A 24,722-nucleotide genomic window follows, 5' to 3' on the forward strand; every position below is an offset into this window, starting at 1 on the left:
CGCGGAGACGCCTCCACCCGGTCGGCGGCCTACTGGTCCGGGCCGCCGTCGGTGCGCCGACCGGAGGAAAGCAGCTCCGCCCAGTGGTCCGGTACGGCCAGCAGGGAACCGCGGTCGGCGTCGGCCGCCGCGCTGCAACGGACCAGGTCCGGGGTGCGGGTGAACGAGACGTAGGCCGGGAAGCCCTCGAAGACGTTGAGGAGCAGCGCCGCCGAGGACATCGGCGCGCCGAAGGCGGTGAGCCCGCCGGGCACGGTCACGCTGCTGACGACGAGCGGTGTGACGTGGGCGCGCAGCGCGGCCCGGTACGCCCGGGCGGCGGTCTGGGGGGTGGCCCGGTTCTCCAACAGGCTGCGGAACGCGTCGCGTTGACGGCTGTCCCGGACGGCGCCGGTCTGCCGGGCCACCGCCGCGATGGATTCGTCCAGGGTGCCGGCCCGGTGCGGGAGGACCAGTCGGTGGACCCCCAGACGGTTGCCGGGGAGGTGGCGTTCCTGCGGCGTCCGGGTCGACACGGCGACGGTCGCCACCACGTCGCGCCCCGCGCCCGTCGTGCGGTGCTCGCGCCGCAGCCGTGCGAGGGCCATGCCGAGGGCGGCGAGGGCGACCTCGTTGACGGTGACGCCGCGGGCGTCGGCGAGGTGGCGCAGAACCGTGAGCGGGACGTCGCGCCCGGTGGTGCGGCGGGAGGGCGCGGGGCCGGGGGCGGGCGGGGGAGTCCAGGGACGGGGGCCGGCCAGGGTGCGGGCGAGGTCGTGCAGGGAACGCACCAGGGCCCGTGCGGTGGGCGCGGCCGGCAGGTGCAGGCGGGCGCCCTCGGCGGATGTGTCGGACAGCAGCGCGGCGGCAACGTGGGTCGCGCCGACACCGTCCAGGAAACCGTGGTGGGCGCGCAGGCAGACCCGGAAGGAGCCGGGGCCGGCGATCAGCCGCACGTCCCAGGGCGGGACGCCTCCGGTGAGGTCGAACGGCAGTTGGGAGATCCGGTCCGTCTCCCGGTCGAGCGCGGCGCTGTCGGCGGCGTCGGTGTGTTCCATCCGCAGCTTCGACGCGGGGGTGTCGCGGAACATCGGCAGGGCGGGAGCGCGTTCGGTGATCCGCTGCCGGAACGCGGACGGGGCGGGCGGAGGACCGGCGAAGTCCAGCGCGAGGGTGACCACCGGCTGCTGTGGCCCGTCGAAGGACAGCAGTGCCCGGTCGAGCGGGTTCGGACCCGGAACGGGTACGGGCAACGGGCCCTGGCCGGTTGGAAGTTCGGTGTGCGTCGGATGCGGATCCGTGGTGGCGGGGTCGGTCACAACAGGACGTCCAGACGGGTGGGGGCTGCGCTCGGCAAAGCCCGTACGGGTGGGGTCGGAGGAGGAGACGGGCCGCAGGCCGGGGCGGGCTTCGAGCAACGGGCGCCGTACGGCGGGGAGTTCGAAGCGGCACCCGACATCATCCTCCCCCCCACGACGGACGCCCCCGGCGCCCGAAACCGGCCGTCATCCCGTCATCGTTAACCCGGACGCGAACGGCTGGGTTACGGGCCCGTTCCCGCATTCCTCTTGTTGACTTCGACTCCGCTTGAGGTTTTAGGCTCCACGGCATGACGATCACGGAGTACTCACAGGACAGGCTGGCCGCCCAGCCCATCGGTTACTGGAGCGGAATCGCGAACGAGATCATCGTCGGCAGCATCCGCGCCGCCCTCGCCGAGGAGGGGCTCACACAACCGCATTGGTGGATCCTCAACCACGTCGCCGGTTCCCCCGACCATTGGACCCGCGCCTCCCTCGCCGCCAGGCTCGTCTCCTTCGACCGCCAGGACACCGACTTCGAGGCGGTGCACACCGACCTCGCCTCCCGCGGCTGGATCGCGGAGCCGGGCGGCCGCCTCGTCCTCACCGAAGCCGGCGAAGCGGGACGGCAGCGCGCGAAGACACGCACCCTCAAGGTCCACGAGCAGATGCACGACGGCGTGGAGACCGCCGACTACGTCACCACCCTGAACGTGCTCCGCCGGATGATCACCAACCTCGGAGGCAACAGCGACCTTCCCTAGCACGGTGACTGCGCAGGCCCGCCGGGTTCCGGACGGTGCCCACCGCTTCGACGGGATCGGCCCGGCAGGCCCGGGCCCCGGGCCGCCCCGCCGGGCGAGCGGCGTGGTCAATCCGGGTGCGACCCGTGCGCCCCGCCCCCATGGCTGACCAGGCCCTCGTCCTCGACAGCTTCGTCGTTCCCGCGGACCTGATCACCCCGCAGTTCCGTCTGGACCCCCTGGGGCCCCAGGACAACGCCGCCGACCACGCCGCCCGGACCAGCAGCATCGAGCACATCCGCGTGATCCCGGGCTTCCGGGACCGTGGACGGCCCCCCGTCGAGGGGACGACCCCGGAGGCGAACCTCGCCGACCTGCAACAGCACGCGGACGACTTCGCCCGGCGTCGCGGATTCACCTGCACCGTCATCGGGACCGCCGGCGGCGAGGTGATCGGTCGCGTCTACGTCCATCCCTCCCGCAGCGACCGGCCGCACCGGCCAACCGCACCGGCCCCTGCGGGGCACCTGGCCTTCGCATGTCCCTGCCGCAGGGTGGAACGTCCCGGTGAACCTTCCCGACGGGCCTCCCGGTCACAACGCCAAGGGGTGTCCCATCGGTCATCGGTGCTCAGCGGCGGTATACGGCTGTGGCGATCTCGACGAAGGACCGGACCAGCGGGTTGGTGTCACCTTCGTTCCACACCGCCACCACTCGGCTCGGCGCCATGTCGAGCAGCGGCACCATGACCAGCTCCGCGGGCAGGTCGTGCCCGAGCGGGGCCAGGCCGACCGTGCCGTTCCACAACACGGCGTGCAGGCACTCCTGGACGGTGCGCACCACCGGGCCCTCGCGCGGGCTGCCCCCGTTCCAGTACGACTGCCAGACGAGGTCCGTCCCCGGCGGGAACTGGAACCAGCGGCGGTCGCTCAGATCGGCCTGACGCAACCGTTCGCGGCGGGCCGACGGATCGTCGGCGCGCAGGACCACGCCGACCGGATCGGCCCGCAGCGTACGGACCGTCAGGGCGGTCTCGTCGAAAGGCGCGCGGGTGAGGGCGACGTCGACCGACCCGGCGCGCAGCCCGCACGTCGGGTCGGTCAGGTCGGTGTCGCGGATGCGGATGTCGACGCCGGGGTGGCGTCGACGGTAGGCGGCCGCCAGCCGGGACACTCCCGGGTCGGTGCCGTCGCCCAGGATGCCGACGGTGATGGCCGCGACGCCGGCCGCCGCGCTCACGCGTACCCGGACGCGGTCGGCGTGGTCGAGCAGGGCCCGTGCCTCGTCGAGCAGCACCGTGCCCGCCGGGGTGAGTGCGACCCCGGCGGGCGAGCGGGCGAACAACGGGGCGCCGACGTCGGCCTCCAGCCGCTTGATCGCCCGGCTCAGGGGTGGCTGGCTCATGTGCAGTCGGGCGGCGGCCCGGCCGAAGTGGCGTTCCTCGGCGACCGCCACGAAGTAGCGCAGGGTCCGTAGCTCCACGCTGCGACAATACCCATGAGGTATCGGCACGTCAGGACAGGTCCTGGACACTTCCGGGCCCCCGGCGGTGCACTGGTGGCATGACCGAAGAAGCAAGGCCCCACGAGCCGCGGACCGCTCCCGCCGTGTCGGTGGTGGGCCCCGGGGACGGCGAGACGATCGTCCTGGGGACCACGCGCATGCGTGTGCTGGAGGACGGCAGCCGCACCGGGCACCGCCTCGCGATCGCCGAGTCCGTCCTCGCCCCGCACACGCAGGGACCGCCGCAGCACCGCCACGCCCGGCACGACGAGGGCTTCTACGTCCTCTCCGGCACCGTGCGGTTCACCGTCGGGGACGAGGACCACGACGCCACCGAGGGCACGCTCGTGATGGTTCCGCCCGGCACCCCGCACACCTTCGCCAACCCGACCGACCGACCCGCCGTCATGCTCAGTACGTTCACCCCCGACCTGTACGTGCAGTACTTCCGGGACCTCCAGGAGGCGCTCGCCGACGGCCGGCCGCTGACGCCACGGGCCAACATCGATGCGATGAGCCGTTACGCGACCGAGCCCGCCACCGAACCCGCCACCGAACCCGCGACCGAGCCCGCCACCGAACCCGGCGCACCGGCCGCCGGACCGTGATGCGGGCACGGCCCCCTGCACCGGCGTCATGCTCCTCCCGGTCCCCAGCCCCTGGTCTCCGGTGCCCGGCACGGGCGGCGTCCACCCGGGCGGCGAGCCGATGTCGTCCGCTCAGGACGTTTCGGCCGTCGGGGCGGGGGTGTCGTCGCTCGGGGCGGCAGGCCATTCGCGGTGCCCCTCGTCGTGCCAGAGCGGGCGCCGGTCGACCCGCAGGCCGAGGATCTCCGGTCGCGCGTAGTGGCCGCGGGAGTCGACCCAGACCTTGACGGCGTCGATGTCGGCGAGGTCGATCCCGGCGGTGACGAGCTTCTCCTCGGCGCCGGTGTGCGGGCCGGCGAGGTACTGGTTGAAGGGATGGATCACGGCCGACCAGCCGCCGCCCGCGGTGAGGTGTTTCTGCGGTCCGACAGTGGACTCCATCCACCGCAGGCACGTCTCGTCCACCGGGTTCCCGGCGGAGACGACGAACGTCTGAGCGGTGAGTGCGTGGGTCTTCATCATGGCGTCGATCTGGATGTCGGCGACGGCCTCGAAGCCGGCCATGGTGGACAGGCCCGGCCATGCCGCCGCGTGGATCTGCTGGCCCTGGGCGATCAGGGACTGCCGGGCGAGGTTCATGGTGTGTTCCCAGCAGGCCAGGCCGCCGATCCGGCCCAGGGAGCTGTCGAAGACGCTGAGGGTGGCGCCGCCGCCCTGGGCCCACACGATCCGTTCGGCGTAGGTGGGCTGGAGCTTGCGGTGGACCCCGAGGAGGGTGCCGTCGGGGTCGACGAAGACCTGGCTGTTGAAACACGTGCGGGTCCCCGGGAGCCGTTCGCTGACACCGAGGACGATGCCGACCCCGGCGCGGGCACAAGCGGCCTGGATCCGGGCGATCTGCGGACCGGGCACCTCGACGGACGCCGAGGCGTAGGCGGCGTTGGCACCCTGCTGGTCCAGCGGGGCGTAGGCCTCGATCCAGTACGGGTAACCGGGCACGAAGGTCTCGGGAAACACCAGCAGGTCGATGCCTTCCCGGCCGGCCTGCTCGACGAAGCGGACGACCTTGTCGACGGTCGCCTCGGTGTCCATGAACACCGGGGCGGCGTGCACCGCCGCGACGGTTCGTTCAGTGGAAGTGGGGGACGGCATGTCGGAGCCCTTCTCGGAAGCGGAACGCACCGGCGGGAACGGGTCGCCGAACGGTGTCCGGGGCACACGTACCGATGCGGATGGACGGGTGAGCGGTGAGCCGGTCACGAAGAAGCCTGCCATCGTCCGCAGCGACCTGCGCCTGCGCCGACCGGCTCGGACAGGACGCGTCAAGTTCTATCAACTCCTGGTGAGCGAGCCGGAGTTCGATACCGGCGCGTCGCCGGCCAACTGTCGTGCCCGTACGCCCGTTGCCCACGTGCCCGTCTGCCGGCGTGCCGCCGTGGCCGATCGGCCCGAGGACATGGCCGGTCGGCCGACGCGGTGCCGTGGCGGGGCCTCCTAGTGTCGAAACCGACCGGACACCGGAGCCGGAGAGGGAACAGGGGGACGCCCGATGCACCAGCGAGGTACGACACATCAGCGAGCCACGACGGATCGGCGAGGTACGACCACGGCGCACGGGGATGCCGCGGCCGGTACGAGCGTGGAGTTCGAGACCGACGTCATGACGCTGCTCGTCGCGGCACTGCGCGGCGCGGTCAAGCTCGGGGCGACGGCGGTGGGGACCGAGGACCTGTTGGCCGCGCTCGTGATGGGGGACAGCGACGCGGGTGCGGCGATCGCGCCGGGGATGCGGAAGGCCGGTGCGCTCGGCGGCCTGGTCTCGGGACGGGGCGGGCGCGGCTGGGCGAGTACGGACGACGCTGCCGGGAACGTATCCGACGCGACCGGTCCCGTATCAGGGACGGCCGGGACCGGGTCCGACGAGGACGCGGCCGATGCCTACGAGATCACCGCCGCCTGGCGCGAGGCACATTGGCGGTTCGGGCTCGACTCGCGCCGCCCGGCCGCCGGGGACGACCGGCCGCTGCCCGCCATGACGGGAGCGCTGCGCGCGTGCCTGCTGTTCGCGCTGAAGGCGGCCCGGGCCGAGGGGACCGTCTCCGTACGCTGTCGGCACGTGGCGCGCGCCCTGCTGGAGCTGCCGGACAGCCGCGCCCGCGAGGCACTGGCGGTGAGGAGGCTGGACCTGGCCGCCGCGGCGACCGCGCTCGACGCCCTGGACGCGAGCGCCCCGGCCGGGTCGGAGCGGCCGGAGTCGTACGGCGTCGTGCTTCTTCGCCGGGCCGGCACGCTGGGCCGGAGCGGCAACCGTCTGACGCGCGCGCTGACGTCGTGGTTCTCCGGGTCGGGGCAGTACGGCTCCCCGGTGCTGTTCGCGGTGTTCCTCGAAGCGACCCGGCAGGCGGTGCGGTGCGGACGCTCCGAGACGCGCCCCGTCGACCTCCTGCTGGGCATCCTCGCCCTGGACCGCGCCCTGACCGTCGCCGGGGGAGCCCTGCCCGAGGACCTGGCGGCCGCCAACTCCGCCGCCGCGCTGCTGAACCGGCACGGCGTACGGCTGAACCCGCTGAACCGGGCGGCGAACACCACCACGGAGACCGGCGTCGCGGGGGAGGCACCGTTCTCCGACACCGCCGAGCGGGCCAGGGCCGTAGCCCAGCTCACGGCGGCCGAGCACGGGTCGGCCACCGTCGGAACGGTCCACCTGCTGGCCGCCCTCCTTGCCGAGCCCGCAGCGGACGCCCCGGCCACGGGAGCCTTGACCCCGGATGCCACGGTCATCGGGCTGTTGACCGCCCGGCACGTGGACATCGCCGCGCTGCGGGCCGACCTGCCGCTCGGGCCGGGCGCGTGACAGCGGGGGCCGCCGGGACACGGCAGCCCCGCCCGGCGCTACCGTCCCTCCCGGCGAGTCCATCGCGTCGGAGGCGGAGACGATCATGAGCGAGGTACCCGAAAGCGCGGGCCGGGCCCGTGTGCCCACATGGCGGGGGCCGGGTGACGCGGTCCGGTGGGCGCGCGCCGAGGCGATCGCGGGCCGGGCGGCCGTACGGGACGTCGCGCACGCAGGCATCGCCTTCGACGTGGTGCTGGGCGTCCTCGTGCTGGCCTTCGGACTGATCCCGCTGCTGGTGGTGCATCCGGCCCGGCCCGTCCTGGCGGTGCTGGAGGCGTTGTGGACGGCGCTGCTCGTGGTGGGGCGGCGCGGCCGGCCCGTGGCGGCGGTGGTGTGCACCGCTCCGCTGCTGGTGGGCGCCAATGTGTGGACGCTGGCGGCGATTCCGTTGATCGTGCTGTCCGCCACCCGCCGGATCGCGCCGCCACGACGTGCGTGGCGGGTGGTGGGAGCGGCCTGCGCGGTGGTCGGGGCACTCACCGTCGCGCGCGGCCTCTTCCGCTGGGAGTCCCTGCCGGCGGATCTGGCCGGCAACGCGGTCTCCGCGGTACTGCTCCTTCTCCTCCCGGCTCTGTCGGGGACGCTGCTCGGCAGACGGCGACCCCTGGTCGACCTGTTGCGGGAACGCAACACCTATCTGGAACAGACCCGTACGCTGACCGCCGCGGCGGCCCGGATGGAGGAGCGGACCCGGATAGCCGGTGAGATGCACGACCTCCTCGGCCACCGGCTGAGCCTGATCTCGGTACACGCCGGGGCGCTGGAACTGGCCGCAGGCCGGCAGGCCCCCGCCCTCGCGGGACAGGCGGAACTGCTGCGCACGACGGCCGGTACGGCGATGGATGAGTTGCGCGAGATCCTCGGTGTGCTCCGGCACGCGGACCTCGCCGACGAGGGCGGGGACACCCCCGCGGACCCGGGTGCGCGGGGGACGTACGAGGACATCTCCGCGCTGGTCACGCAGTCCCGGCAGACGGGCGGCGGGCCGGTGGAGCTGGAGTGGGCGCTTCCCCCGACGGCCGAGGTCGACGCCCGTACCCGGCAGGCGGTCCACCGGGTGGTCCGCGAGGGGCTGACGAACGTACTGAAACACGCCTCCGGCGCGCCCGTACGGGTGGAGGTCCGCACCGAGGGCGCGGAGCTCGTGATCGGCGTGGTGAACGGGGCCCCGCGCGAGGGCGGCCACTCGCGAGGGGGTACGCACAGCGGTCTGGCCGGTCTGCACGAGCGGGTCTCCATGCTGGGCGGCACCTTCGCGGCGGGGCCCCTGCCGGGCGGGGGCTTCGCCGTGACGGCCCGTCTGCCCTGCCACGACGCGAGCGGCGGCCCCCTGCCCGCACGTGCTCGGCCCTCCACCGACACCCCCGCGTACGGACCGCCGTTGCCCGGGACTTCGATGCCCGGCACCTCGACGTACGGGCCGTCGGTGTTCGGGGCGCCGGCCCCCGGGCAGGGCCGGAGGGGAGCGCACCCCCCGGTACGGGCCGAGGTACTGACCTGGCCGCGGATTCTGGGAGCCGGCTGCGCCGCGGTGGCCGTGGTCCTGCCCACGGCGGGCTTCCTGGTCGTACTGCTGGTGATGGCGGTCCTAAGATGAGCGGGTGATCCGAGTTCTGGTCGCCGACGACGAGGCGCTGATGCGTACGGGCATCCGGCTGATCCTGGAGAACGCCGAGGACATCGAGGTCGTGGCCGAAGCCGCCGACGGCGGGGAGGCGGCAGCGGCCTGCCGGTCCCGGGAGGTCGATGTCGCGCTCCTCGACCTCCGGATGCCGGGCCGGGACGGGATCGCGGCCGCGCAGGACATCACCCGCCTCTCGCCCCGCACGCACGTGGTGATGCTGACGGCCTTCGGCGAGGAAGCGAGCGTCACACGCGCTCTGCGAGCCGGTGCGGCCGGCTACCTCCTCAAGGACACCGGCCCCAACGAACTGATCCACGCCGTCCGGCTGGCCGCGAAGGGCGAACCGGTCCTGGCCCCCCGCGTCACCCGCCAACTCCTCGAACGCCACGTCCGGTACGGCCGTGACACCGAGGACGCCCTGCGCAGGATCGAAGAACTCACCCCGGCCGAACGCGATGTGCTGCGCCTGCTCGGCCAAGGTCTGTCCAACCCCGAGATCGCCGACGAGTTGTACATCAGCACCGGCACGGTCAAGGCGCACATCAGCCGCATCCTGACGCGCACGGGCAGCGCCAACCGCGTACAGGCGGCCGTGCTGGCGCATGACGCCGGGCTGCTGGGGGACCGCTGAGCGGTTCACCGGCAACCGATCTGTTCACCGGCCGGGGTGCGGGGCGGCGGTGGGCGGAATGATCCCGTGGCCGTCCAGCCGCCCCGTACCCGCAGTGCCCGGGCGGTACCCGAAGCAGAGGCAGGCGCAGAGCCAGAGTCAGAAGCAGAAACACAACGGGGCCCGCCGACACACGGAAGCGCGCGATACGGCAGAGCGGATCAGTCCCGCTCTGCCGTACCACGTACGTACGGTGCCCCACTTCCATCACGTCAGTTGATTCATCCCCGGCACGAGAATCGAGTTGTCAGCATGTCTGCCACGACCCGCCCCGCCCCGTTCGCCGACTGGCTCGGCGGCCATGCGATCCCCCTCACCCATCTCGACCCCGACGCACCCCTCGACGACCTGGAGCCGCTGCGCGACCTCGTCGGCGACGCGCGGGTCGTCGCGATCGGCGAGCACTCCCACTTCATCGACGAGTTCATCCGCCTGCGCCAACGCATCGTACGGTTCCTCGTCGAACGCTGCGGCTTCACCGTCCTGGCCTTCGAACACGGTTTCAGCGAAGGCTTCGACCTCGACGCCTGGGGCCGGGGCGAGGGCACGGACGACGACCTGAGGAACCATCTGGCCTCGGCGGTCCCCGTGGGCGTCGACGGGCCGCTGCGCCGGATCCGCCGGCACAACCGCACCGCCCCGTCACCCGTGCGGTTCGCCGGCATCGACATCCCGGCGGCCGGTGGATCCCTGCTGCCCGCCCTGGCCCCGGTCGCCGACTACCTGCGCCGGATCGACCCCGACACCCTCCCGCTCGTCCAGGAGGCGATGCGGATCGCCGAATCGTTCGCCGGTACCTCCGCGGCCACCGCCGCGCCCGCGTGGACCCGTCTGCCCGTCGCCGACCAGGACGCCCTCACCTCGACCCTGGCGCGCCTGCTCATCCGGTTCCGTGCCGTCGAACCGCTGTACGTCGCCCGTGGCGACCGGCACGACTACGACATCGCCCTGCGCCGCGTCGAGGGCGCCTGCCAGGCCGACCACGGCTTCCGCGCCATGGCCGGCCTGTTCGCCGGGAACGGACTGACCGCCGACACCTCGGCCCGCGACCTCTACATGGCCGACTCCGTCCGGTGGCACCTGGAGCGCGCCGAACCCGGAGCCCGCGTCGTGCTGGTGGCCCACAACGCCCACATCCAGAAGTCGCCGATCTCCTTCAACGGCCACCTCACCGGGTTCCCGATGGGGCAGTACCTGCACAACGCCCTCGGCGACGACTACTTCGCCCTCGGCCTGACCAGTTCGGGCGGACACACCGCGGAGATGGTCCGCGACGAGCAGGCGCGCTTCGGCTTCACCATCGAGCACACCGCGTTGCAACCGCCCGAGCCGGACAGCATCGAGGCCGCCTTCACCGCCGCCGGTACCGGACTCGGCCTCGCCGATCTCCGCCGGGCGCGCACGGAGGCCGCCGAATCCGCCCCCGGTTCCATCCCCGGCCCCGGTCCCGACCGCATCCGGTTGCAGAGCACCTTCCTGCACACCCCCGTCCTGGACGCGTTCGACGGCATCCTGCACACCCCGGTCTCCACCGTGGCCGACATCGACATCGAAACCGGGCCGCCATCGCTGTGAGCAGGCACGACGCCCGCTCCGGCCGCTTTCCGTGAGGCACGGCCCCAGGAGGAGTCCGTCGGCGTCGACGAGCAGCCGATCGAGGTCCCCAGGGGCCGGCACCTCCATTGCCCGGGGAGAGGAACGCACACCCACCGACCTCCACCGGCCGGACCCGTCCGCCACCACCGCTGGCGTCGCGGCGCTGCCGGCGGCGGTGTTCCTGCCTGGGCCCGGTCATCGCACGGCGCGGCAGGGGCGACGGCTCCTGTCCGGCCGAAGTCTCCCCGACGCGGATACGATCCGCCCGCGGACGACCGGCAACTCACTCGTAACGCAGGCGCAGCGACTCCCGTTCGGCCTCCTCGACCTGGCCGACGGTCAGTCCCGGCAGGTTCAGCTGGGCCAGTGTCACCTCGGCGCTGGTCGGCTGGGCATCGGCGGGCACCCACCGCTCCGGCTGCCAGGCGCCGGCGCGCATCAGCGACTTCGGGCAGTGCGGATAGACCTGCTCGACATCCACCACGAGCGCCGTGACCGGCGGCTTTCCGACGGGAGTGAGCCGGGCGAGCAGTTCCGGGCGCGCCGAGACGCAGGCGCGGCCATTGACCCGCAGCGTGGTCGGGCGGCCGGGGACGAGGAAGAGCAGGCCGACGTGTCCGGTCTCCAGCACGTTGTGCAGGGTGTCGAGCCGCTTGTTGCCGGTCGCGTCGGGAATCACCAAGGTCCGCTCGTCCAGCACCGATACGAACCCGGCCGGGCCGCCACGCGGCGTCACGTCCGCCCGGCCCCCGGCGTCCGCACTGCCGACGAACACCAGCGAGGAACAGCCGATCAGCGCCCGGGCCTCCTCGGTCAGGTGGTCGATCTCCTTGCGGAGCGAGTTCGGGTTCGGCTGCGGGTAGAGCTCGCGCAACTGCTCCGGGGCGGTGAGGGCGTCCGCCCGGAGGGATTCGAAGAGCAAGCCCGCGGCTCCCGTGTCGATCGTCATGCGGACCACCCTAGGGCCTCTCGTTTGGATCATGCCGGGCTCGCGTGCCCCGGTGTGCGCGCTCGCGGCGTTGTCGTCGGTCGCCGACGCTCCGCGTCCACTCCCTCCTCCGCCTTGCGATCGCCGGGAAGGCGTTCACGCCTTTGGCGCGTGCTGGTCGGCGGAGGAAGGGCGGGCCTGGAGCCGCTCCGGCGGCGAGGCGGTGAGGAAGGCCGGGGCGGGCAGGCGGCCGGCGAGGTATCCGCAGGGAACGCACTCATAGCCTCGCGCATCCTTATAACTGCACCAAGGGGCGTGAGCCTCGCAGCCCTCGAAACAGAAGTGAGCACCACCATGAACACCTCCCCTGCCGTCGCCCCGGTGGCCGCCACGAACGGAAGAGCCTGGGCCTACGCAACGGCGGCGGCATTCGCCGGAGGACTTCTTCTCGGCATACTGACCAACCTGGCCCAGGGCTGGCTTCCGGGGGAATGGAACCAGATCGCCAACTCCGGTGCGGTCTGGTCCGTCGCCGCCTTCGCCGCGGGCGCGCTGCTGGCCCGGAAGGTCAGCCTGCCCGCGGCCGCCGTCGCGGGTCTGTGCGCCGAGTCCGGCCTCGTCGTCGGTTACTACGGGTACGCGGAGGTCATGCGCGACGGCATGGGCTCTCTGTTCGCTCCCCTCGTCTGGCTGGGCATGGCGTTCATCGCCGGCCCCCTGTTCGGGGTGGCGGGCTCCTGGTGGCGAGGCAACAGCCCGCGCCACCGCGTTGTCGGCCTCGCTGCCCTCGGGGGCGTTTTCGGCATGGAGGCCATCCACTACGCCTGGGGTCTGCACTACCCCTCCCAGGCATGGGCCTGCCTCGCCGTTCTGGTCCTCGTGGTGCTGCTCATGGGCCGTACCCACAAAGAACGCGCACTGACCTTCCTGGCTGCCGTCCCCTTCTCGCTACTGGCCTACCTCATCTTCGTAAAACTGATCCTGTCGCCGGCCCTCGGCTGATACATCCTTCGCACACTCTCGACCCGGAACCAGAACGACTGCTGTCGCCATCCGCTGTACCGCCGGCTGTCGTGCCGAGATTTGTCCCCCAGTACTCCGGTTCGACTTCGCGATCCTGTCGCCGCCCTGGGCGGCAACGGGTACGGCCACCGCGTGATCATCGGGGGTTGGGTGGACTCCTGAAGATCGTGCGGGGGCCGCAGGCCATAGCGCGGCTCCTGCCCGCCGGCGGCCGATGTCCGACCAGGGCATGGCCCGGAGCGGGGGACGCTTCGGCCGAGTCGAGCCCCGGCCCACCGCCCGCCCCCACCTGCTCGGGCTGTTGTCGAACGGCGAACACAGGAACTGCCGGCAGCCGGCCGAACAGGCGGGTCATACCCGGTCCGGGCCGATGCGGCGTCTGCTGCGCTACGCCCGCTGGGACGCCGACGTGGTCCGCGACGACCTGCGTGCCCACGCCGCCGAACACCTCGGCGACGACGGGGCCGTTCTCGTTGTCGACGAGACCGGCCTCCTGAAGAAGGGCCGGGCCTCGGCAGGAGCGCAGAGGCGGTACAACGGCACCGCGGGTCACAACGAGAACACCCGGGTCGGAGTGTTCCCCGCACTGGCCACGAGCCGGGGGCGGGCCCTGCTCGACCGACGGCGCCATCTCCCCGGGCACTCCTGGGCCAACGATCCCGAACGCCGCCCGAGGCCGGGATACCCGGGACGGTGCGGTTCGCCACCGAGCCCCGCCCGGCCGGCGAGATGGTCACAGCCGCACTGGACGCCAAAATCACCGCTTCCTGGGTGACCCGCGACGAAGCCTATGGCCGGGCCCCCAGCTCCTTACCGCCCTCGAAGCACGCGGCATCGGCCACGTGAGGGCCGTCGCCCGCTCGATGCGGGTCAGGATCGACCACGGCCGCACCCTTGTCCACGCGGACACCCGCCCCGGTCTTCCTCACCGCCCTCGCCGCCGAAGCGGCTCCCGGACCGCCCACGAACCCGCACCACGCCCTACGCGGCAGCGATCCGATCTGTCCCGTCTCATTTCAGTTGGCAGCGGGTGGGGCTGTGACTTGCAGGGCTGCCAGGTGGTGTGGGAACTGGCCCGGACGGTGTTCTCAGCCGAGCTGGCTCTCGCGGAACCAGAGCACACGCTCCGGAGCCGTCCTGCCTCATCGCGGTCCGCGTGGTTTCACCGGAGTCCGAGCGTGGGCGATCGAGTCGCTTCGGAAGTGGAGGTCACGTCCCCCGGGCGAGGAACTGGCGGGCGCCGCGGAGCCTGGTCCGGAGCCGTTCCTGGGTGGCACGGCTGTCGAGCCGGACGTCGAGTGCTCCGGGAAGTGCGCTGTCGGCCCGCAGGCCGGTAGGGAGCCGGGAGGCGTCGAGCCCGTCACGCCGGGCGATGAGGGTGCCGAGTTCGTGGCGGCTCACGGGGTCGGTTCCTGCCAGGTGGTGAACGCCGGACCGGTCGCTGGACGCGAGTTCCAGGAGGGCGGCGGCCAGATCGGCGACGTGTACGGGGCAGCGGATGTCGTCGGTGAACAGGACGCCGGTACGGGCGCCGACCGCGAGCTCGTGCACCGCGCGTACGTGGTCCGATCGCTGGTCGCCGATGATCAGGGAGGTTCGTGCGACGACGGCGCCCGGGTTCACGAGGCGGACGCCGGTCTCCGCCGCGGCCTTCGCGGCACCGTAGGGGGTGAGCGGGTCGGGGAGGCAGGATTCGTCGTAGTGGACGCGAACGCCGGAGAACACGGCGTCGCTGGATACATGGACCAGGCGGCTGCCGTGCTTCGCCGCGGTCATCGCCAGGCGGACCGGCCCCTCGGCCGTGACCGCCCAATCGGGTCCGCCGCTCGTCGCGTTGACGATCACGCGAGGTTCCACGTTGGCCATGACCGCCTCGATGAGATCAACGTCGCGTAGGTCTAGGGCGTGCCACGAGACACCTGGAGTACTGCCGGGCCGAGTGGCGAAGGTCGCAGCCGTCGCATCGCCCGCTGCTGCTGCCTGGCGGACCAGTTCGGTGCCCAGGAACCCACTGCCGCCGATGATCAGGATGGTCATGGTGCGACACGGTAGAGGAGGTGCCACTCACGCGCTGGTGAGATTGATCAGACTCCGCTGAGACAGGCCAGAAACAGCAGCGCGGCGGGTGAAGCAGTGAGAATCCGGCAACACGGTTGAGACCGAGTGAGAATCCGCCGGCTTCAGTGCGACAGGACACGATCACACCGGCCCTGCTCTCCCGAAGCGACGGTGAAGTGACCAGTAGCTCTCTGTAATCAGAGTGGCGCTCGGTCAGGGATAGCGGGGCGGGGCCCGGGGGCTTCGCCGACCTGGAGGGCGGCGAAGCCGGCGTGGGCCTGCTCGACGGCCTCGGGGTACGCCTCGCGCTTGGCGTGTTCGGTGAGCGCCCGGTAGATGCTGGCGACGGAGGGGTTCTGCCCCTTGCGCTTGCCGGTGGGAACGATCAGGTAGGGCTGGATCTGCTCGACGGTCTCCGCCATCGCGGCGAAGAACGCGAACAGCAGCTTGCTTGGGCCGGTGGGGTCGTAGATGCCGGGCAGGGGCCCGGCGAGCATCTTCAGGACCAGGCCGTGGGCGGTGAGGTGGTCGGCGAGTGCGGTGAGTTCGGCGGCGTCGCGGCCGAGGCGCTTCATCTCGTACACGGTGAAGATGACCCGGCAGTACGGGGCGTGCGCCTTGACCTCCCGCGCGGTCCGCAGCGCCTCCTCGAACTTCGGTCGGACCCGCACCCGGGTGCTGATCTTCTCGCTGAAGATCTTCTCCCTCGGGATGCCGTGCTTGCTGAGCGCATCGAGCTGGGAGTCGAGATCCTGCCCGAGCGTCGAGCACCTCGCGTAGCCGATGCGGATGTCCGCGCTCGGCAGGTCCGGGTCGATCGGCGCCGACGGCGGGGTGCCCGGCCGCCACGGCCGCCCCGGACCTCGGTCGGCGGGGACGGCTGGGGTCATCTGTTCGGGCTTCGAGGGCAGCGGCTTGCAGTCGGCGACGGTGTCGTGCGGGCCGCCCGCAGGGTTGGTTGCGGTAGGCGCCGCGCTTGACTGCCCATCAGCAGCTCCCCGACCTGTCATGGCCGCGGCGAGGCCGCGTCAAGGAGAGCACGTCCAGCCTTGGTGAGCTCGTGCGTGGCCGTGCGACCGGCCCGGCTGCTGTCGATCAACCCGGCGTCTCGCAGGATTGCCAGGTGTTCGCTGGCCGTCGGGGGAGTGACGCTCACCAGCCTGGCCACAACGGTCGTCTGCAGCGGAGTGGCGAGCGCGGCCAGGATCCTCGATCGGGTCGTCCCCAGAAGACGGTCAAGCGACCTCGGAGTGGGAGGTGCCGCCCAGAGGTACCGCCCGGATGCCGGGTAATAGATCGCCGGTGTCCAGTGGTCCGAGGTGGTGCACTGCATCCGGTCGGTGATGAACAGCGACGGAACGAGAATGAGTCCCTCAGGGCAGTCGACGTCGATGTCGACGGTCTTTTCGACGGTGATGGTGTCGCCCTCGCACGCAGCGGAAGGGTGCAGGCGCGGAAGGACTGCGCGCAATCCCTCGCGGTTGACCTGGAGGGCCCGGTCCAGCATCTCGGCACGCAGCGCCTCCCGCATGGACGGCCATTCCGGTTCGACAACTGCCTTCCAGAGGCGGCGCAGCGCATCGGCGGCCTCGGACCTGGCCCGGTCGGGGTCATCGAGCAATCGGCGGCTTGTTTCTGCCCCGCGCCCCCTCGTGGCGTCGACCAGTTCGGCGTACGTCTGGTCCGCCGGCGCGGCGAGGAGGGCATCCATGCCTTCCTCGAACGTTGGCTCACTGGACATCGGCGATGGGTCGAGGAAGTCGGGTCGATACGCGCCATCGGCCATGAAGACCGTGAGCGCCCTCAGGTCCGGGAGCGAGAGACGGTGGCGGCGACGGCGAAGCCACGGGTGGAACATCGGGTGACGCTGCGGTTCGGTCAAGAGCTGGGCAAGACTGACCACTTCGTGTATCGGCGACATCGCCCACCGCACGCTCGCAGCGCCAACGCCCAATCGGTAGCGGATCATTCCACCATTGTTAGGCCACCGCCGAAGTGAGCGCGAGCAGAACGGCGAAGCACCGAGACTCGGGTCATGACCGACACGGAGTCAATTGCCCGGTGTTCCAAGGAGCCCGAGCGAGCCCAACAGACGCGAACGATCCGGCTGGGTGCCAGCGGATCGACCATCGAAGTCCTCGCGGGCCCGGCGGAGACCAGCGGGATCGTGAGCATCTACCGGTGGCGCATGTCGCCCTCCAGCCGGGGACCTGCCCCGCACTTTCACACGACCTTCAGCGAGACCTTCATCGTTGAAGAAGGTGAAGTCGACTACTTCGATGGGCATGCCTGGCGAACACTGCTGCCCGGCGACACCGCGCATGCCGCGGTGGGTGACGTCCACGCCCTCCGGAAGGAGCGCGCCGAACCTGCCACCCTCCTGATGGCACTCTCGCCAGGTGTACCGCGGGAGGAGTACTTCGCACAGCTCGCCACTGTGAACGAGCGTGACCTGAACCGGCTTCACGAAGCCCACGACAACCATTTCGTCGACGACTACGGACGGTGAGGGCACCGGCAACGGCATGTGCCCCGCCCCCGGCCCACCCCACTACCTGTAATGCGCTCGTAGAACTGCTCCCGCGCGTGAGCGCCACCACCGAGCCGGGTCCGGAGACCGACTTCGTCCGCAGTGGTCCTCAAGGTGTTGATGATCTCTGCCTACGACCTGGTGCAGGTCGGCGAGGCGTGCACCGCGTTCGGCGCCCGCACCCTCGGCAAGACCGCGCTCACCGTCGCCTGATCCACCCCTTTCCCAACGGCTTCCCAGCAAAGGATTCACCGTGCCCAGCATCGCCATCGTCGGAGCCGGCCCCGGTATGGGCCTGGCCATCGCCCGTACCTTCGGCTCCCACGGCTTCGACGTCGCTCTCATCGCCCGCAACCGCGACAAGCTCAACGACCTGGCCGGCCGGCTCGACGCCGAAGGCATCACCGCCGCCGCGTTCCCCGCGGACGTACTCGACCATGACGCACTCACCCAGGCGCTCAAGGACGCCGCCACCCGCTTCGGCGGCATCGACGTCCTGGAGTACTCCCCAGGCGGGAGCCTCGAATCCACGCCGCTCACCGCTCCGTCCGAGACCAACCCGTCCGATGTGCAGTGGGCGATGGACATCCTGCTCTACGGGGCCATTGCCGCCACACGGGCCGTGCTGCCCGTAATGCGCGAGGCCGGCGCCGGCACCCTGCTCTACACCAACGGCGCCGGCTCGGCCGACCCCACTCCGACGCTCGGCAACCTCAACGCCGCCCAGGCCGCGCTGCGCAACTGGGTACTCAACCTGCACAAGGAACTGGCCGACACCGGCGTCCAGGCCGCGCACGTCGCCATCGGCGTGTGGATCGGCACGGACGGCCCACCCGGAGTACCGGCGGCCTCGGCCGAGGAGGTCGCCCCCCTCTACTGGGACCTGCACACGCAGCGCGACGAAGTCGAACGCGTCTTCACCGTGTGACGCCGTCCGGCCCCCCGTCCCACCATCGTTGATCTCTGATCCGCCAGTACGGTGGTGGCCGGCCTCGGTACCTTGGGACAACCGATTGCGACAGGAAGTACCGAAGATGGCCAAGCTGTAGAGCCCGGACTCGAACACGCCGGTGTTCGCACAGTTCAAGGAGGAGACCGTGCCCATCGCCTGGCCAACACCTTCTTGGTTCCGAAGGAGAGGACCGAGGCGTTCCTGACCCTCTTCCGGAGGCAGGCGGAGTTCATGACGGCTCAGCCGGGATTCGTCTCCCTGCAGATGCACAAGGGAACGGCGGGCAGTCGACTTCTGATGAACGTCGCGGTCCGGGAGCCGATCGGGGCTCTTGCCACGACGTTCGGCAGTCCGGAGTTCCAGTGCATGGCTGCCACGTTCCCCGACGACGTCGTGTCGTACCCGCACCGTTTCAGTGGCTGAGCAGCCAGCCGATCCGGTCGTGGGCCAGGATCTGGTAGGCGACCATGATCACCAGGAGCCGACGGGCGGTGCGGCGCAGGTCGGCGAAGTGCAGTGTGGCCACCGCGCCGAAGAAAACGGCGAGTTCGAGCAGCAGGCGCAGCGGCCCGGGGGTGTCGACGGAGCCGGGATCGCCCCGGGACGGGTCGTCGGGCACGGTGAAGGTGCCCCAGGCCCAGCCCACGGCGACCGGCAGTGCAATGGCGAGGAGCCAGCGCCAGGGTGCCGGAGTCCGGCGCCAGGCCCAGATGCCGAAGCAGGCCAGGGAGGCGAGTTCGAGGAGGAAGCGGACGGTGAGCATGGCGTTGTTGTTGGCGAGGGCCAGCGTGATGGTCATCGGACGGCCCCTGTGCGGGCCGTCCCGGCTATGGAGGAATTCTGCTGCAGGGGGGTGTCGGAGTCGGTCTGCGCGGCCCGGACCTGCTGGGGCGCGGTCTCGATCGCTGCGGATGCGGTCGGCCGGACCGGGTGGGTGCGGGCGGCATCGGTCGTCGTGCAGGTGCCGAGCGCGGCCGGCGCCAACAGGATGCGGCTGGGGCGGGTGGAGGCGGAGGAAATGGCGGACATGGTTCAGGTCCTCTCCGAACGAGGGGTGGTGCCGGTCCGTGCCAGTGCCTGGTCGACGAGTTCCTCGACGTAGTCGGCCCCGATCGGTGCCCCGGTGATCAGCAGTCGGTAGTAGAGCGCTCCGGCCAGTTGGTCGAAGAGGACTTCGGACGAGGTGCCGTCGGGCAGCGCGCCGCGTTCGCGGGCGCGGTCGAGCAGGGCGAGCGGCAGGGCGTTGCGCCGGGCGAACATGCCGCGCACGGCGTCGCCCACGTCCGGGTGCCGGGCGGCGGCGGCCACCAGTTCGGCGACGACTCCGGCCGATCGGTCCGTACGTCCCGTGTCCCGGCCGGGGTGGCGCATGCGGTCGAGACCGGCGGCGACGGCGGTGAGGTAGACGCTGAGGTCGCGCCGGATGTCGCCGGTGTCGGGGACGCTCACTTCGTCCTGGATCTTGGCAACGAGCGCGACGAGCAGGTGGTCCTTGGTGGGCCATCTGCGGTAGAGCGTGGTCTTGGCCACGGCGGCGCGGGTGGCCACTTCATCGATGGCGAACTTGTCGTATCCCCGCTCGACCAGTAGTTCGTGGGCGGCCCGCAGGATTCGTTCGTCGGCTTCCTCGCTACGGGGGCGGCCTCTGCGTGCGGGGGTTGTCACGGGGTTGCTCCCTCTCCTCGGAGGTGTGGGCCGGCGTTCCGCTCGTTTCGCTACGGCTGTTTCGTTATTGAGGGTAGAGAGACCCGACTCTTTACGCAACGGTCGTATCGTAAATAGTTGCGGTCGGCGGCCGCGTCGGGCGGCTGGTGATCAGCGGCACGGGCTGCTCGGGTCGGCCGCCGCGGGAACGCGGTGCCCCGTGCAGGGCGAGAGGTCGTGGTCCTCGTTCCGGCGGCCGAGCGCGACGTGTGCGGACGCGGTGACCGCAAAGGCCGCCGATGCGGTCGACGGGGTACTCATGCACGGTCATGGAGTCCGCGCGGTCCCGGAATCCCCTCGATGCCAGGCGGCTCGGCGAGCGCCTCGCGGGCGTGGGCCTCCTGATCCTTCGGCAGGTGGGTCCGGGCAAATGATCCGAGGGCGCCGCGGTGGCGAACGTACGAGTCGGTGATGGACACGGGCACGTCGTCGGAGACGAGGGCTGACGGCACATGTCGGCCCTGATGAAGGCTGGTCGATCTCGCGGGGACGGTGATCGGTAGGTTGTGCCGTGGAGCGTTGAGTCGCCCGTTCGCAGGAGGTGGGGCCGGGGCGGAAGAGCCAGAGATCACGATCAAGCTCACCCGCGACGAAGCGACGATCCTGTCGGACTGGTCGGAGCGGTTGCAGATGACCGGTCTCAGCAACACAGTCGACGATCCGGTTCTGAAATGATCAGTCAGGCGTCAGGATTCTTCCCCCGGGCCACCGTGGTCACGCGAGCCGCGGCCCCCGTGGCGAGTTCCTGGATGACCTTGAAGTTGGGCATGTCGTAGCCGACGAGCAGGATCACGACCCCTCCGATCCGCATCATCACCGTGGCGTCATAGAACTTCATGTCCTTCCCGCTTGAGTAGTCGTACGAGGGAGGGAGGCAGTAGGCGTTGACCTCGTCTGCGTGTACGGAAACCTTCAGTTCCTTGAGGTCGTCCGATTCGTCGTCCTTCCGTTTGCTGGTAACCGTGCCCTTCAACGCCACCTGTGCGTTCTCGGCGGTGTCGAAGGCGAAGGCGGTCCAGAAGATGTCGCCCTCACCTGGGTGGGTGGTGTAGGCGTGGAGACCTGATGCCACCACTCCGGAGCAGGCGGTGCCAGTCTCGGTCCTGCACTTCTCACCGGCCTCCTGGCCCTCGAAGGTGTCCGGGCGGCTGATGCCTCCCACCCCGTCGGGCAGCATGTCGCCGTCGGGCATGGCCTCGCGGATCTGTGCCGCCGAGAGGCTGACCTGTACTTCCTCGTGCCCTTCGACCGAGTTGCCGTTCGGGCGCGACGATTCCGCATCGCTGCCACCGCAACTGGCCAGCAGCATCGCGCAGACCGTCGCGAGGACTGTCACTCCTGCTCTTGAACGCACTCAGTACCCCCCGGTCGAGCCTTTGAACATGATCACCAGCACCCGATTCCAGGGCTACTGGTGCGTCAGCATGCTATGTGTTCACGGGACTTGAGTGCTTGATCTTCGCGAGGGCGACATGCGCGCATGGGCCCCGGGGTGCGACCCGTCGAGGCGGCGGTGCCGGATCGGGCAAGGTTCGCCCGGGAGCGCGCGAGGCGGATGCCGGCCGCCGCGTTGAAGGCCGAAGCCGACTCCCGCACAGCCGAGTTGGCGCACGAGAAGGGCGAAGGGGAGGAGCGGATCGTGGTCCGCGACGGTCACCCGGCTCACCCAGCAGAGCGGCAGGCCGACCACCAGACGTTCGGCCGGCGCGATCTGTCCGGCAACGACCATGTCTACGTGTGGACCGACGGCATCCACCCGCGCATGCGCCTGCGGGAGGCGAAGTCGTGTGTTCCCGTGCTGATGGGCGTGCGCGCGGACGGCGCCAAAGAGCTGATCGCCATGAGCGACGGCTGCCGGGAATCGGCCGGCTCCTGGGCCGACCTGCTGCGCGACTGCCGGTAGCGCGGCCGCCGCCTCGACGATGGTTTCCAAGCTGCTTGGAGCCCGCCCAGCAGCGGTGGCAGGCCGTGAACGCACCCCACCTCGTCGCACTGGTCCGTGCCGGGGGCGGGCTTCGAGCGGGGCGTCCTGGATGAGCGATCCGCGGTGCGCGCGGCATGAACCCCGCCGACTGCCGCCGGCCGGAAAACCGGTGGCAGGCCCGGCTGCCCCGTGGTGAAGATCGCGGAATGACCAACTTCCTGGAGACCGGCCGGCTCGTCCTGCGCGCGTTCACGCCGGCCGACACCGACCACCTGATCGACCTGGACGACGACCCCGAGGTCATGCGCTTCATCAACGGAGGCCGCCCCACCAGCCGTGAGGCAGTCGAGACGCGGGTCCTGCCGCGACTCCTGCACGACCACCCGTGCTGGGGGACCCGCGGCTACTGGGCCGCGCAGGAGAGGACCACCGGCACCTTCCTGGGCTGGTTCGAGTTCCGGCCGCTGGACGAGCACAGCCCCGCCGTGGTCGAACTCGGCTACCGTCTGAACCGGGCGGCATGGGGGCACGGCTACGCCACCGAAGGCTCCCGGGTCCTGATCCACAAGGGGTTCACGGACCTGGAGGTCGAGCGGGTCACGGCGAACACGATGGCCGTCAACACCCGGTCCCGCCGCGTCATGGAGAAGTCGGGCCTGTCCTTCGTCCGGACCTTCACCGGGGACTGGCCGGAGGCGATCGAGGGCTCCGAGCACGGTGAAGTCGAGTACGAACTCACCCGTACCGAGTGGGAACAGCGGTAGACGGCAACGAACCGGTCCACAACTCTGGACGATTTCTCCCTCGCGGAGCCGGGGGAGCGGCGGGCGCGGACCGTTGGCCGCCGCCCGATGTGTCCAGACCACGGGGTCATGACCGAGCCGTTCGGTCAACGCGGGCGTAGCGGCCGGGTCCCGGCCGACCGACGGTGGTTCCCGTCCGGATGGTCCGCGTAGCGCGCGGCGAGACCCCCGCGAGGAAAGCGGGGGCTCTGGGGCGCCGAGCCGGAGCAGCGGGCGGGCGGAGGCCGCGGCCCGTCGCAGCACCTCGGGGGCGGTCGGCCCGTTCCGTACCCACTGCACGCCGCCTCCCCCGGTCGAAGTCCCCGACGTCCGAGGCTCCCGTACGCCCGTCACCGTGTCGGCGTGCTGCTCGCGATGCTCCGGGACGGCGCACCCCACGCCCCTGTCGGTGCCCCTGACTAGGGTTCCGCCTCGTGGACACGGATGAGATCACGCTGGTGCATCACGGCTTCCCGAAGCCCAAATACGTCCGGCTGTGGGTGGACGGCGATTCGCTGCGCAGGGAGAGCCGCAGCGGGGAATCCGGCAAGCCCCGGCACAGCGCCAAGGGTTGCGGGTCGCGGGCCGAGGCCGGATACGCCCTGGCGAAGGAGACACGGAAGCGGCTGCACGACGGGTTCGTGACGCTCCGCGATCCGGCCGAGGCGGCCGTCGGCGAGCCGGTGCTGGTCGCCGCCGCGCCGAACCGCTGTTCGTCGCGGGCGCTCGACGTGCACCCCGACGGGCACACGCTCGTGGTCGGGACGATGCTCAAGGGGGCCCACGGCGCCGAGATCCACCTGCTCGACGTCGCGACCGGCGTCCGGCGCCCGGTACACACCGAACCGGCGGGCGAGCGGCAGACGTTCGTGCACACGGTCCGCTTCGACGCCACCGGGCAGGGCGTGGTCTACGCGCTCAACGGGGAGACCCGGCACCTGGACCTCGCCACCGGCACCTCGCGCACCCTCGCCTCCTACGAGCAGTGGCGGAACTCGGACTTCAATCCGTTCTGCTTGCAGCCGTCCTGGGACCGGGCCCGGGCACGGTTGCTGGTCTTCGACGCGGGGAACCGGGTCCGCGTCCTCGACGCCGCGGGCGCACCGCTGCTGGACCTCGACGTGGCGCGGCAGCCCGAGTGCCGGGCCGGTGCCCTGTCCCCGTCGGGGCGGCTGCTGGCGCTCGCGTTCGGGATGGGCCCGGCCCACGTCGAGGTCTGGGACGTCGACACCGGGCGGCAGGTGCAGCGCCACGGGTTCCCGTTCCCGTACCTGGACCCGGAGCGCCGCGCCGCGGCCGGCTGCGGCGGTGTGGGCGTGCTCGGTTTCGACCCGACGGAGCGGCTCCTGATCGCCGCCGGGGGCTTCGCCGAGGGCCCGTTCGCCATGGCACTCGACACGGGCGCGTTGGCGTGGGCGGTCCCGGGTCCGCACCGGTGGACCCTCCCGGAGCAGTACCGGACCGACCGGTGGGGCACGTGCTACGCCTGGGCGTTCTCCCCCGACGGCACCCGTCTCGCGGTCGGCGACCGCGGCACGGTCGCACTGCACGACCCCGCCACCGGCACCGCGCTCCTCGACCCGGAGCTGCGCACGGGAACGGGCCGCATCCACCGGGTCGTCTACGCGGACGCCGGCGATCTGCTGGTATGCGGGGGCGACGACGGCCGCATCGTCGTCCTCCGCGCCTGACATCCCCGCGGACCGGGCAGGAGCCCGCGAGGCGGAAACCCGTTGTCGACTGCCGTGGGGAACCGGAATCCGCGTACTGCCGCCGACGGGCATATGGGGTGACGGGAACGGCCTGCCGGCGGGGTTGCGGCAGGCCGCTCGGTGCCGATCGTGGCATTGCGGTGTCGGATCGCGCCGTAGGTTGGGCGTGGGCGTGGGATGCGTCGACGACGGACGTGTTTGCCGGCCGGA

At 71.4% G+C, this 24,722-nt stretch carries 26 protein-coding genes; 15 read left to right on the top strand and 11 right to left on the bottom strand.

All coding sequences use genetic code 11. The annotated features are described in order from the left end of the window. Nucleotides 1-29 precede the first annotated feature (29 nt). Nucleotides 30-1,298: a wax ester/triacylglycerol synthase domain-containing protein gene (locus tag ACFYW1_RS03085; protein ID WP_388986120.1), complete on the bottom strand. Its 1,269-nt coding sequence runs from the start codon at nucleotides 1,296-1,298 to the stop codon at nucleotides 30-32. A gap of 290 nt (nucleotides 1,299-1,588) precedes the next feature. Here ACFYW1_RS03085 and ACFYW1_RS03090 point away from each other — a divergent pair, with 290 nt between their 5' ends. Next, the gene (locus tag ACFYW1_RS03090) at nucleotides 1,589-2,044 is read left to right on the top strand and encodes a MarR family transcriptional regulator (RefSeq protein ID WP_388986123.1); all 456 of its coding nucleotides are present in this window, start codon (nucleotides 1,589-1,591) and stop codon (nucleotides 2,042-2,044) included. 609 nt (nucleotides 2,045-2,653) lie between these two features. Here ACFYW1_RS03090 and ACFYW1_RS03095 read toward each other — a convergent pair. Then, complete coding sequence (locus ACFYW1_RS03095) at nucleotides 2,654-3,505, bottom strand: LysR family transcriptional regulator (RefSeq protein ID WP_388986126.1); 852 nt, start codon at nucleotides 3,503-3,505, stop codon at nucleotides 2,654-2,656. An 80-nt stretch (nucleotides 3,506-3,585) separates the two neighbouring features. On the opposite strand from ACFYW1_RS03095, the gene ACFYW1_RS03100 reads away from it, so the two are divergent. Beyond that, nucleotides 3,586-4,134 carry a cupin domain-containing protein gene (locus ACFYW1_RS03100; RefSeq protein WP_388986129.1) on the top strand — a complete coding sequence of 183 codons (549 nt, stop codon included), beginning with the start codon at nucleotides 3,586-3,588 and terminating at the stop codon, nucleotides 4,132-4,134. A 111-nt stretch (nucleotides 4,135-4,245) separates the two neighbouring features. Here ACFYW1_RS03100 and ACFYW1_RS03105 read toward each other — a convergent pair whose 3' ends face one another. After that, the gene (locus tag ACFYW1_RS03105) at nucleotides 4,246-5,265 is read right to left on the bottom strand and encodes a carbon-nitrogen hydrolase family protein (RefSeq protein ID WP_388986132.1); all 1,020 of its coding nucleotides are present in this window, start codon (nucleotides 5,263-5,265) and stop codon (nucleotides 4,246-4,248) included. Between the two features lie 487 nt (nucleotides 5,266-5,752). Here ACFYW1_RS03105 and ACFYW1_RS03110 point away from each other — a divergent pair, with 487 nt between their 5' ends. The 4 genes from ACFYW1_RS03110 to ACFYW1_RS03125 all read left to right on the top strand — a co-directional run bounded on the left by ACFYW1_RS03110 (nucleotide 5,753) and on the right by ACFYW1_RS03125 (nucleotide 10,878). Continuing rightward, nucleotides 5,753-6,967: a Clp protease N-terminal domain-containing protein gene (locus tag ACFYW1_RS03110; protein WP_388986135.1), complete on the top strand. Its 1,215-nt coding sequence runs from the start codon at nucleotides 5,753-5,755 to the stop codon at nucleotides 6,965-6,967. 85 nt (nucleotides 6,968-7,052) lie between these two features. Then, complete coding sequence (locus ACFYW1_RS03115) at nucleotides 7,053-8,606, top strand: histidine kinase (protein ID WP_388986138.1); 1,554 nt, start codon at nucleotides 7,053-7,055, stop codon at nucleotides 8,604-8,606. Between the two features lie 4 nt (nucleotides 8,607-8,610). Further along, complete coding sequence (locus ACFYW1_RS03120) at nucleotides 8,611-9,264, top strand: response regulator (RefSeq protein ID WP_388986142.1); 654 nt, start codon at nucleotides 8,611-8,613, stop codon at nucleotides 9,262-9,264. A gap of 291 nt (nucleotides 9,265-9,555) precedes the next feature. Further along, nucleotides 9,556-10,878 (top strand): erythromycin esterase family protein, encoded by a 1,323-nt coding sequence (locus tag ACFYW1_RS03125; protein WP_388986145.1) that lies wholly within the window; start codon nucleotides 9,556-9,558, stop codon nucleotides 10,876-10,878. 304 nt (nucleotides 10,879-11,182) lie between these two features. Here the strand turns inward: ACFYW1_RS03125 and ACFYW1_RS03130 are convergent, their stop codons facing one another. Then, on the bottom strand, nucleotides 11,183-11,848 hold the full coding sequence (locus tag ACFYW1_RS03130) for an MSMEG_1061 family FMN-dependent PPOX-type flavoprotein (RefSeq protein WP_388986148.1): 666 nt from the start codon (nucleotides 11,846-11,848) through the stop codon (nucleotides 11,183-11,185). Between the two features lie 333 nt (nucleotides 11,849-12,181). On the opposite strand from ACFYW1_RS03130, the gene ACFYW1_RS03135 reads away from it, so the two are divergent. Further along, complete coding sequence (locus tag ACFYW1_RS03135) at nucleotides 12,182-12,829, top strand: DUF6518 family protein (RefSeq protein WP_388986151.1); 648 nt, start codon at nucleotides 12,182-12,184, stop codon at nucleotides 12,827-12,829. A gap of 250 nt (nucleotides 12,830-13,079) precedes the next feature. Next, the gene (locus ACFYW1_RS03140; RefSeq protein ID WP_388986994.1) at nucleotides 13,080-13,625 is read left to right on the top strand and encodes a transposase; all 546 of its coding nucleotides are present in this window, start codon (nucleotides 13,080-13,082) and stop codon (nucleotides 13,623-13,625) included. Between the two features lie 434 nt (nucleotides 13,626-14,059). On the opposite strand, the gene ACFYW1_RS03145 is transcribed toward ACFYW1_RS03140, so the two are convergent. The 3 genes from ACFYW1_RS03145 to ACFYW1_RS03155 all read right to left on the bottom strand — a co-directional run bounded on the left by ACFYW1_RS03145 (nucleotide 14,060) and on the right by ACFYW1_RS03155 (nucleotide 16,877). Continuing rightward, nucleotides 14,060-14,887 carry an SDR family oxidoreductase gene (locus tag ACFYW1_RS03145; protein ID WP_388986155.1) on the bottom strand — a complete coding sequence of 276 codons (828 nt, stop codon included), beginning with the start codon at nucleotides 14,885-14,887 and terminating at the stop codon, nucleotides 14,060-14,062. A 218-nt stretch (nucleotides 14,888-15,105) separates the two neighbouring features. Further along, on the bottom strand, nucleotides 15,106-15,798 hold the full coding sequence (locus ACFYW1_RS03150; RefSeq protein WP_388986158.1) for a recombinase family protein: 693 nt from the start codon (nucleotides 15,796-15,798) through the stop codon (nucleotides 15,106-15,108). Between the two features lie 116 nt (nucleotides 15,799-15,914). Next, complete coding sequence (locus ACFYW1_RS03155) at nucleotides 15,915-16,877, bottom strand: DUF5937 family protein (RefSeq protein ID WP_388986161.1); 963 nt, start codon at nucleotides 16,875-16,877, stop codon at nucleotides 15,915-15,917. Nucleotides 16,878-16,943: 66 nt separating this feature from the next. Between ACFYW1_RS03155 and ACFYW1_RS03160 the strand changes: the two genes are divergently transcribed. From ACFYW1_RS03160 to ACFYW1_RS03170, 3 genes are all read left to right on the top strand, one after another. Then, on the top strand, nucleotides 16,944-17,417 hold the full coding sequence (locus ACFYW1_RS03160) for a cupin domain-containing protein (protein WP_388986164.1): 474 nt from the start codon (nucleotides 16,944-16,946) through the stop codon (nucleotides 17,415-17,417). 274 nt (nucleotides 17,418-17,691) lie between these two features. Continuing rightward, a complete protein-coding gene (locus ACFYW1_RS03165; protein ID WP_388986167.1) occupies nucleotides 17,692-18,366 on the top strand; it encodes an SDR family NAD(P)-dependent oxidoreductase in 675 nt (224 codons plus the stop codon). 54 nt (nucleotides 18,367-18,420) lie between these two features. Next, nucleotides 18,421-18,813, top strand: coding sequence for an antibiotic biosynthesis monooxygenase family protein (locus ACFYW1_RS03170; protein WP_388986170.1), 393 nt, complete (start codon nucleotides 18,421-18,423; stop codon nucleotides 18,811-18,813). Here ACFYW1_RS03170 and ACFYW1_RS03175 read toward each other — a convergent pair. The 3 genes from ACFYW1_RS03175 to ACFYW1_RS03185 are packed head-to-tail and all read right to left on the bottom strand — an operon-like array spanning nucleotide 18,803 to nucleotide 20,055. Further along, nucleotides 18,803-19,189, bottom strand: coding sequence for a YrdB family protein (locus tag ACFYW1_RS03175; RefSeq protein ID WP_388986173.1), 387 nt, complete (start codon nucleotides 19,187-19,189; stop codon nucleotides 18,803-18,805). The two genes, ACFYW1_RS03170 and ACFYW1_RS03175, sit on opposite strands and share 11 nt — an antisense overlap. After that, complete coding sequence (locus ACFYW1_RS03180) at nucleotides 19,186-19,419, bottom strand: hypothetical protein (protein ID WP_388986176.1); 234 nt, start codon at nucleotides 19,417-19,419, stop codon at nucleotides 19,186-19,188. The genes ACFYW1_RS03175 and ACFYW1_RS03180 overlap by 4 nt, the downstream gene beginning before the upstream one ends. 3 nt (nucleotides 19,420-19,422) lie before the next feature. After that, nucleotides 19,423-20,055 carry a TetR/AcrR family transcriptional regulator gene (locus ACFYW1_RS03185; protein ID WP_388986179.1) on the bottom strand — a complete coding sequence of 211 codons (633 nt, stop codon included), beginning with the start codon at nucleotides 20,053-20,055 and terminating at the stop codon, nucleotides 19,423-19,425. Nucleotides 20,056-20,613: 558 nt separating this feature from the next. On the opposite strand from ACFYW1_RS03185, the gene ACFYW1_RS03190 reads away from it, so the two are divergent. Then, a complete protein-coding gene (locus ACFYW1_RS03190) occupies nucleotides 20,614-20,769 on the top strand; it encodes a hypothetical protein (RefSeq protein WP_388986182.1) in 156 nt (51 codons plus the stop codon). 4 nt (nucleotides 20,770-20,773) lie between these two features. On the opposite strand, the gene ACFYW1_RS03195 is transcribed toward ACFYW1_RS03190, so the two are convergent. Continuing rightward, complete coding sequence (locus ACFYW1_RS03195; protein ID WP_388986185.1) at nucleotides 20,774-21,430, bottom strand: hypothetical protein; 657 nt, start codon at nucleotides 21,428-21,430, stop codon at nucleotides 20,774-20,776. 219 nt (nucleotides 21,431-21,649) lie between these two features. Here ACFYW1_RS03195 and ACFYW1_RS03200 point away from each other — a divergent pair, with 219 nt between their 5' ends. From ACFYW1_RS03200 to ACFYW1_RS03210, 3 genes are all read left to right on the top strand, one after another. Next, nucleotides 21,650-21,997 carry a transposase gene (locus ACFYW1_RS03200; RefSeq protein ID WP_388986188.1) on the top strand — a complete coding sequence of 116 codons (348 nt, stop codon included), beginning with the start codon at nucleotides 21,650-21,652 and terminating at the stop codon, nucleotides 21,995-21,997. 227 nt (nucleotides 21,998-22,224) lie between these two features. Next, nucleotides 22,225-22,782 carry a GNAT family N-acetyltransferase gene (locus ACFYW1_RS03205; protein ID WP_388986191.1) on the top strand — a complete coding sequence of 186 codons (558 nt, stop codon included), beginning with the start codon at nucleotides 22,225-22,227 and terminating at the stop codon, nucleotides 22,780-22,782. A gap of 452 nt (nucleotides 22,783-23,234) precedes the next feature. Further along, nucleotides 23,235-24,491, top strand: coding sequence for a WD40 repeat domain-containing protein (locus tag ACFYW1_RS03210; RefSeq protein WP_388986194.1), 1,257 nt, complete (start codon nucleotides 23,235-23,237; stop codon nucleotides 24,489-24,491). Nucleotides 24,492-24,722 lie beyond the last annotated feature (231 nt).

The sequence above is a fragment of the Streptomyces sp. NPDC002669 genome (assembly GCF_042889165.1).
Taxonomy (GTDB): Bacteria; Actinomycetota; Actinomycetes; order Streptomycetales; family Streptomycetaceae; genus Streptomyces.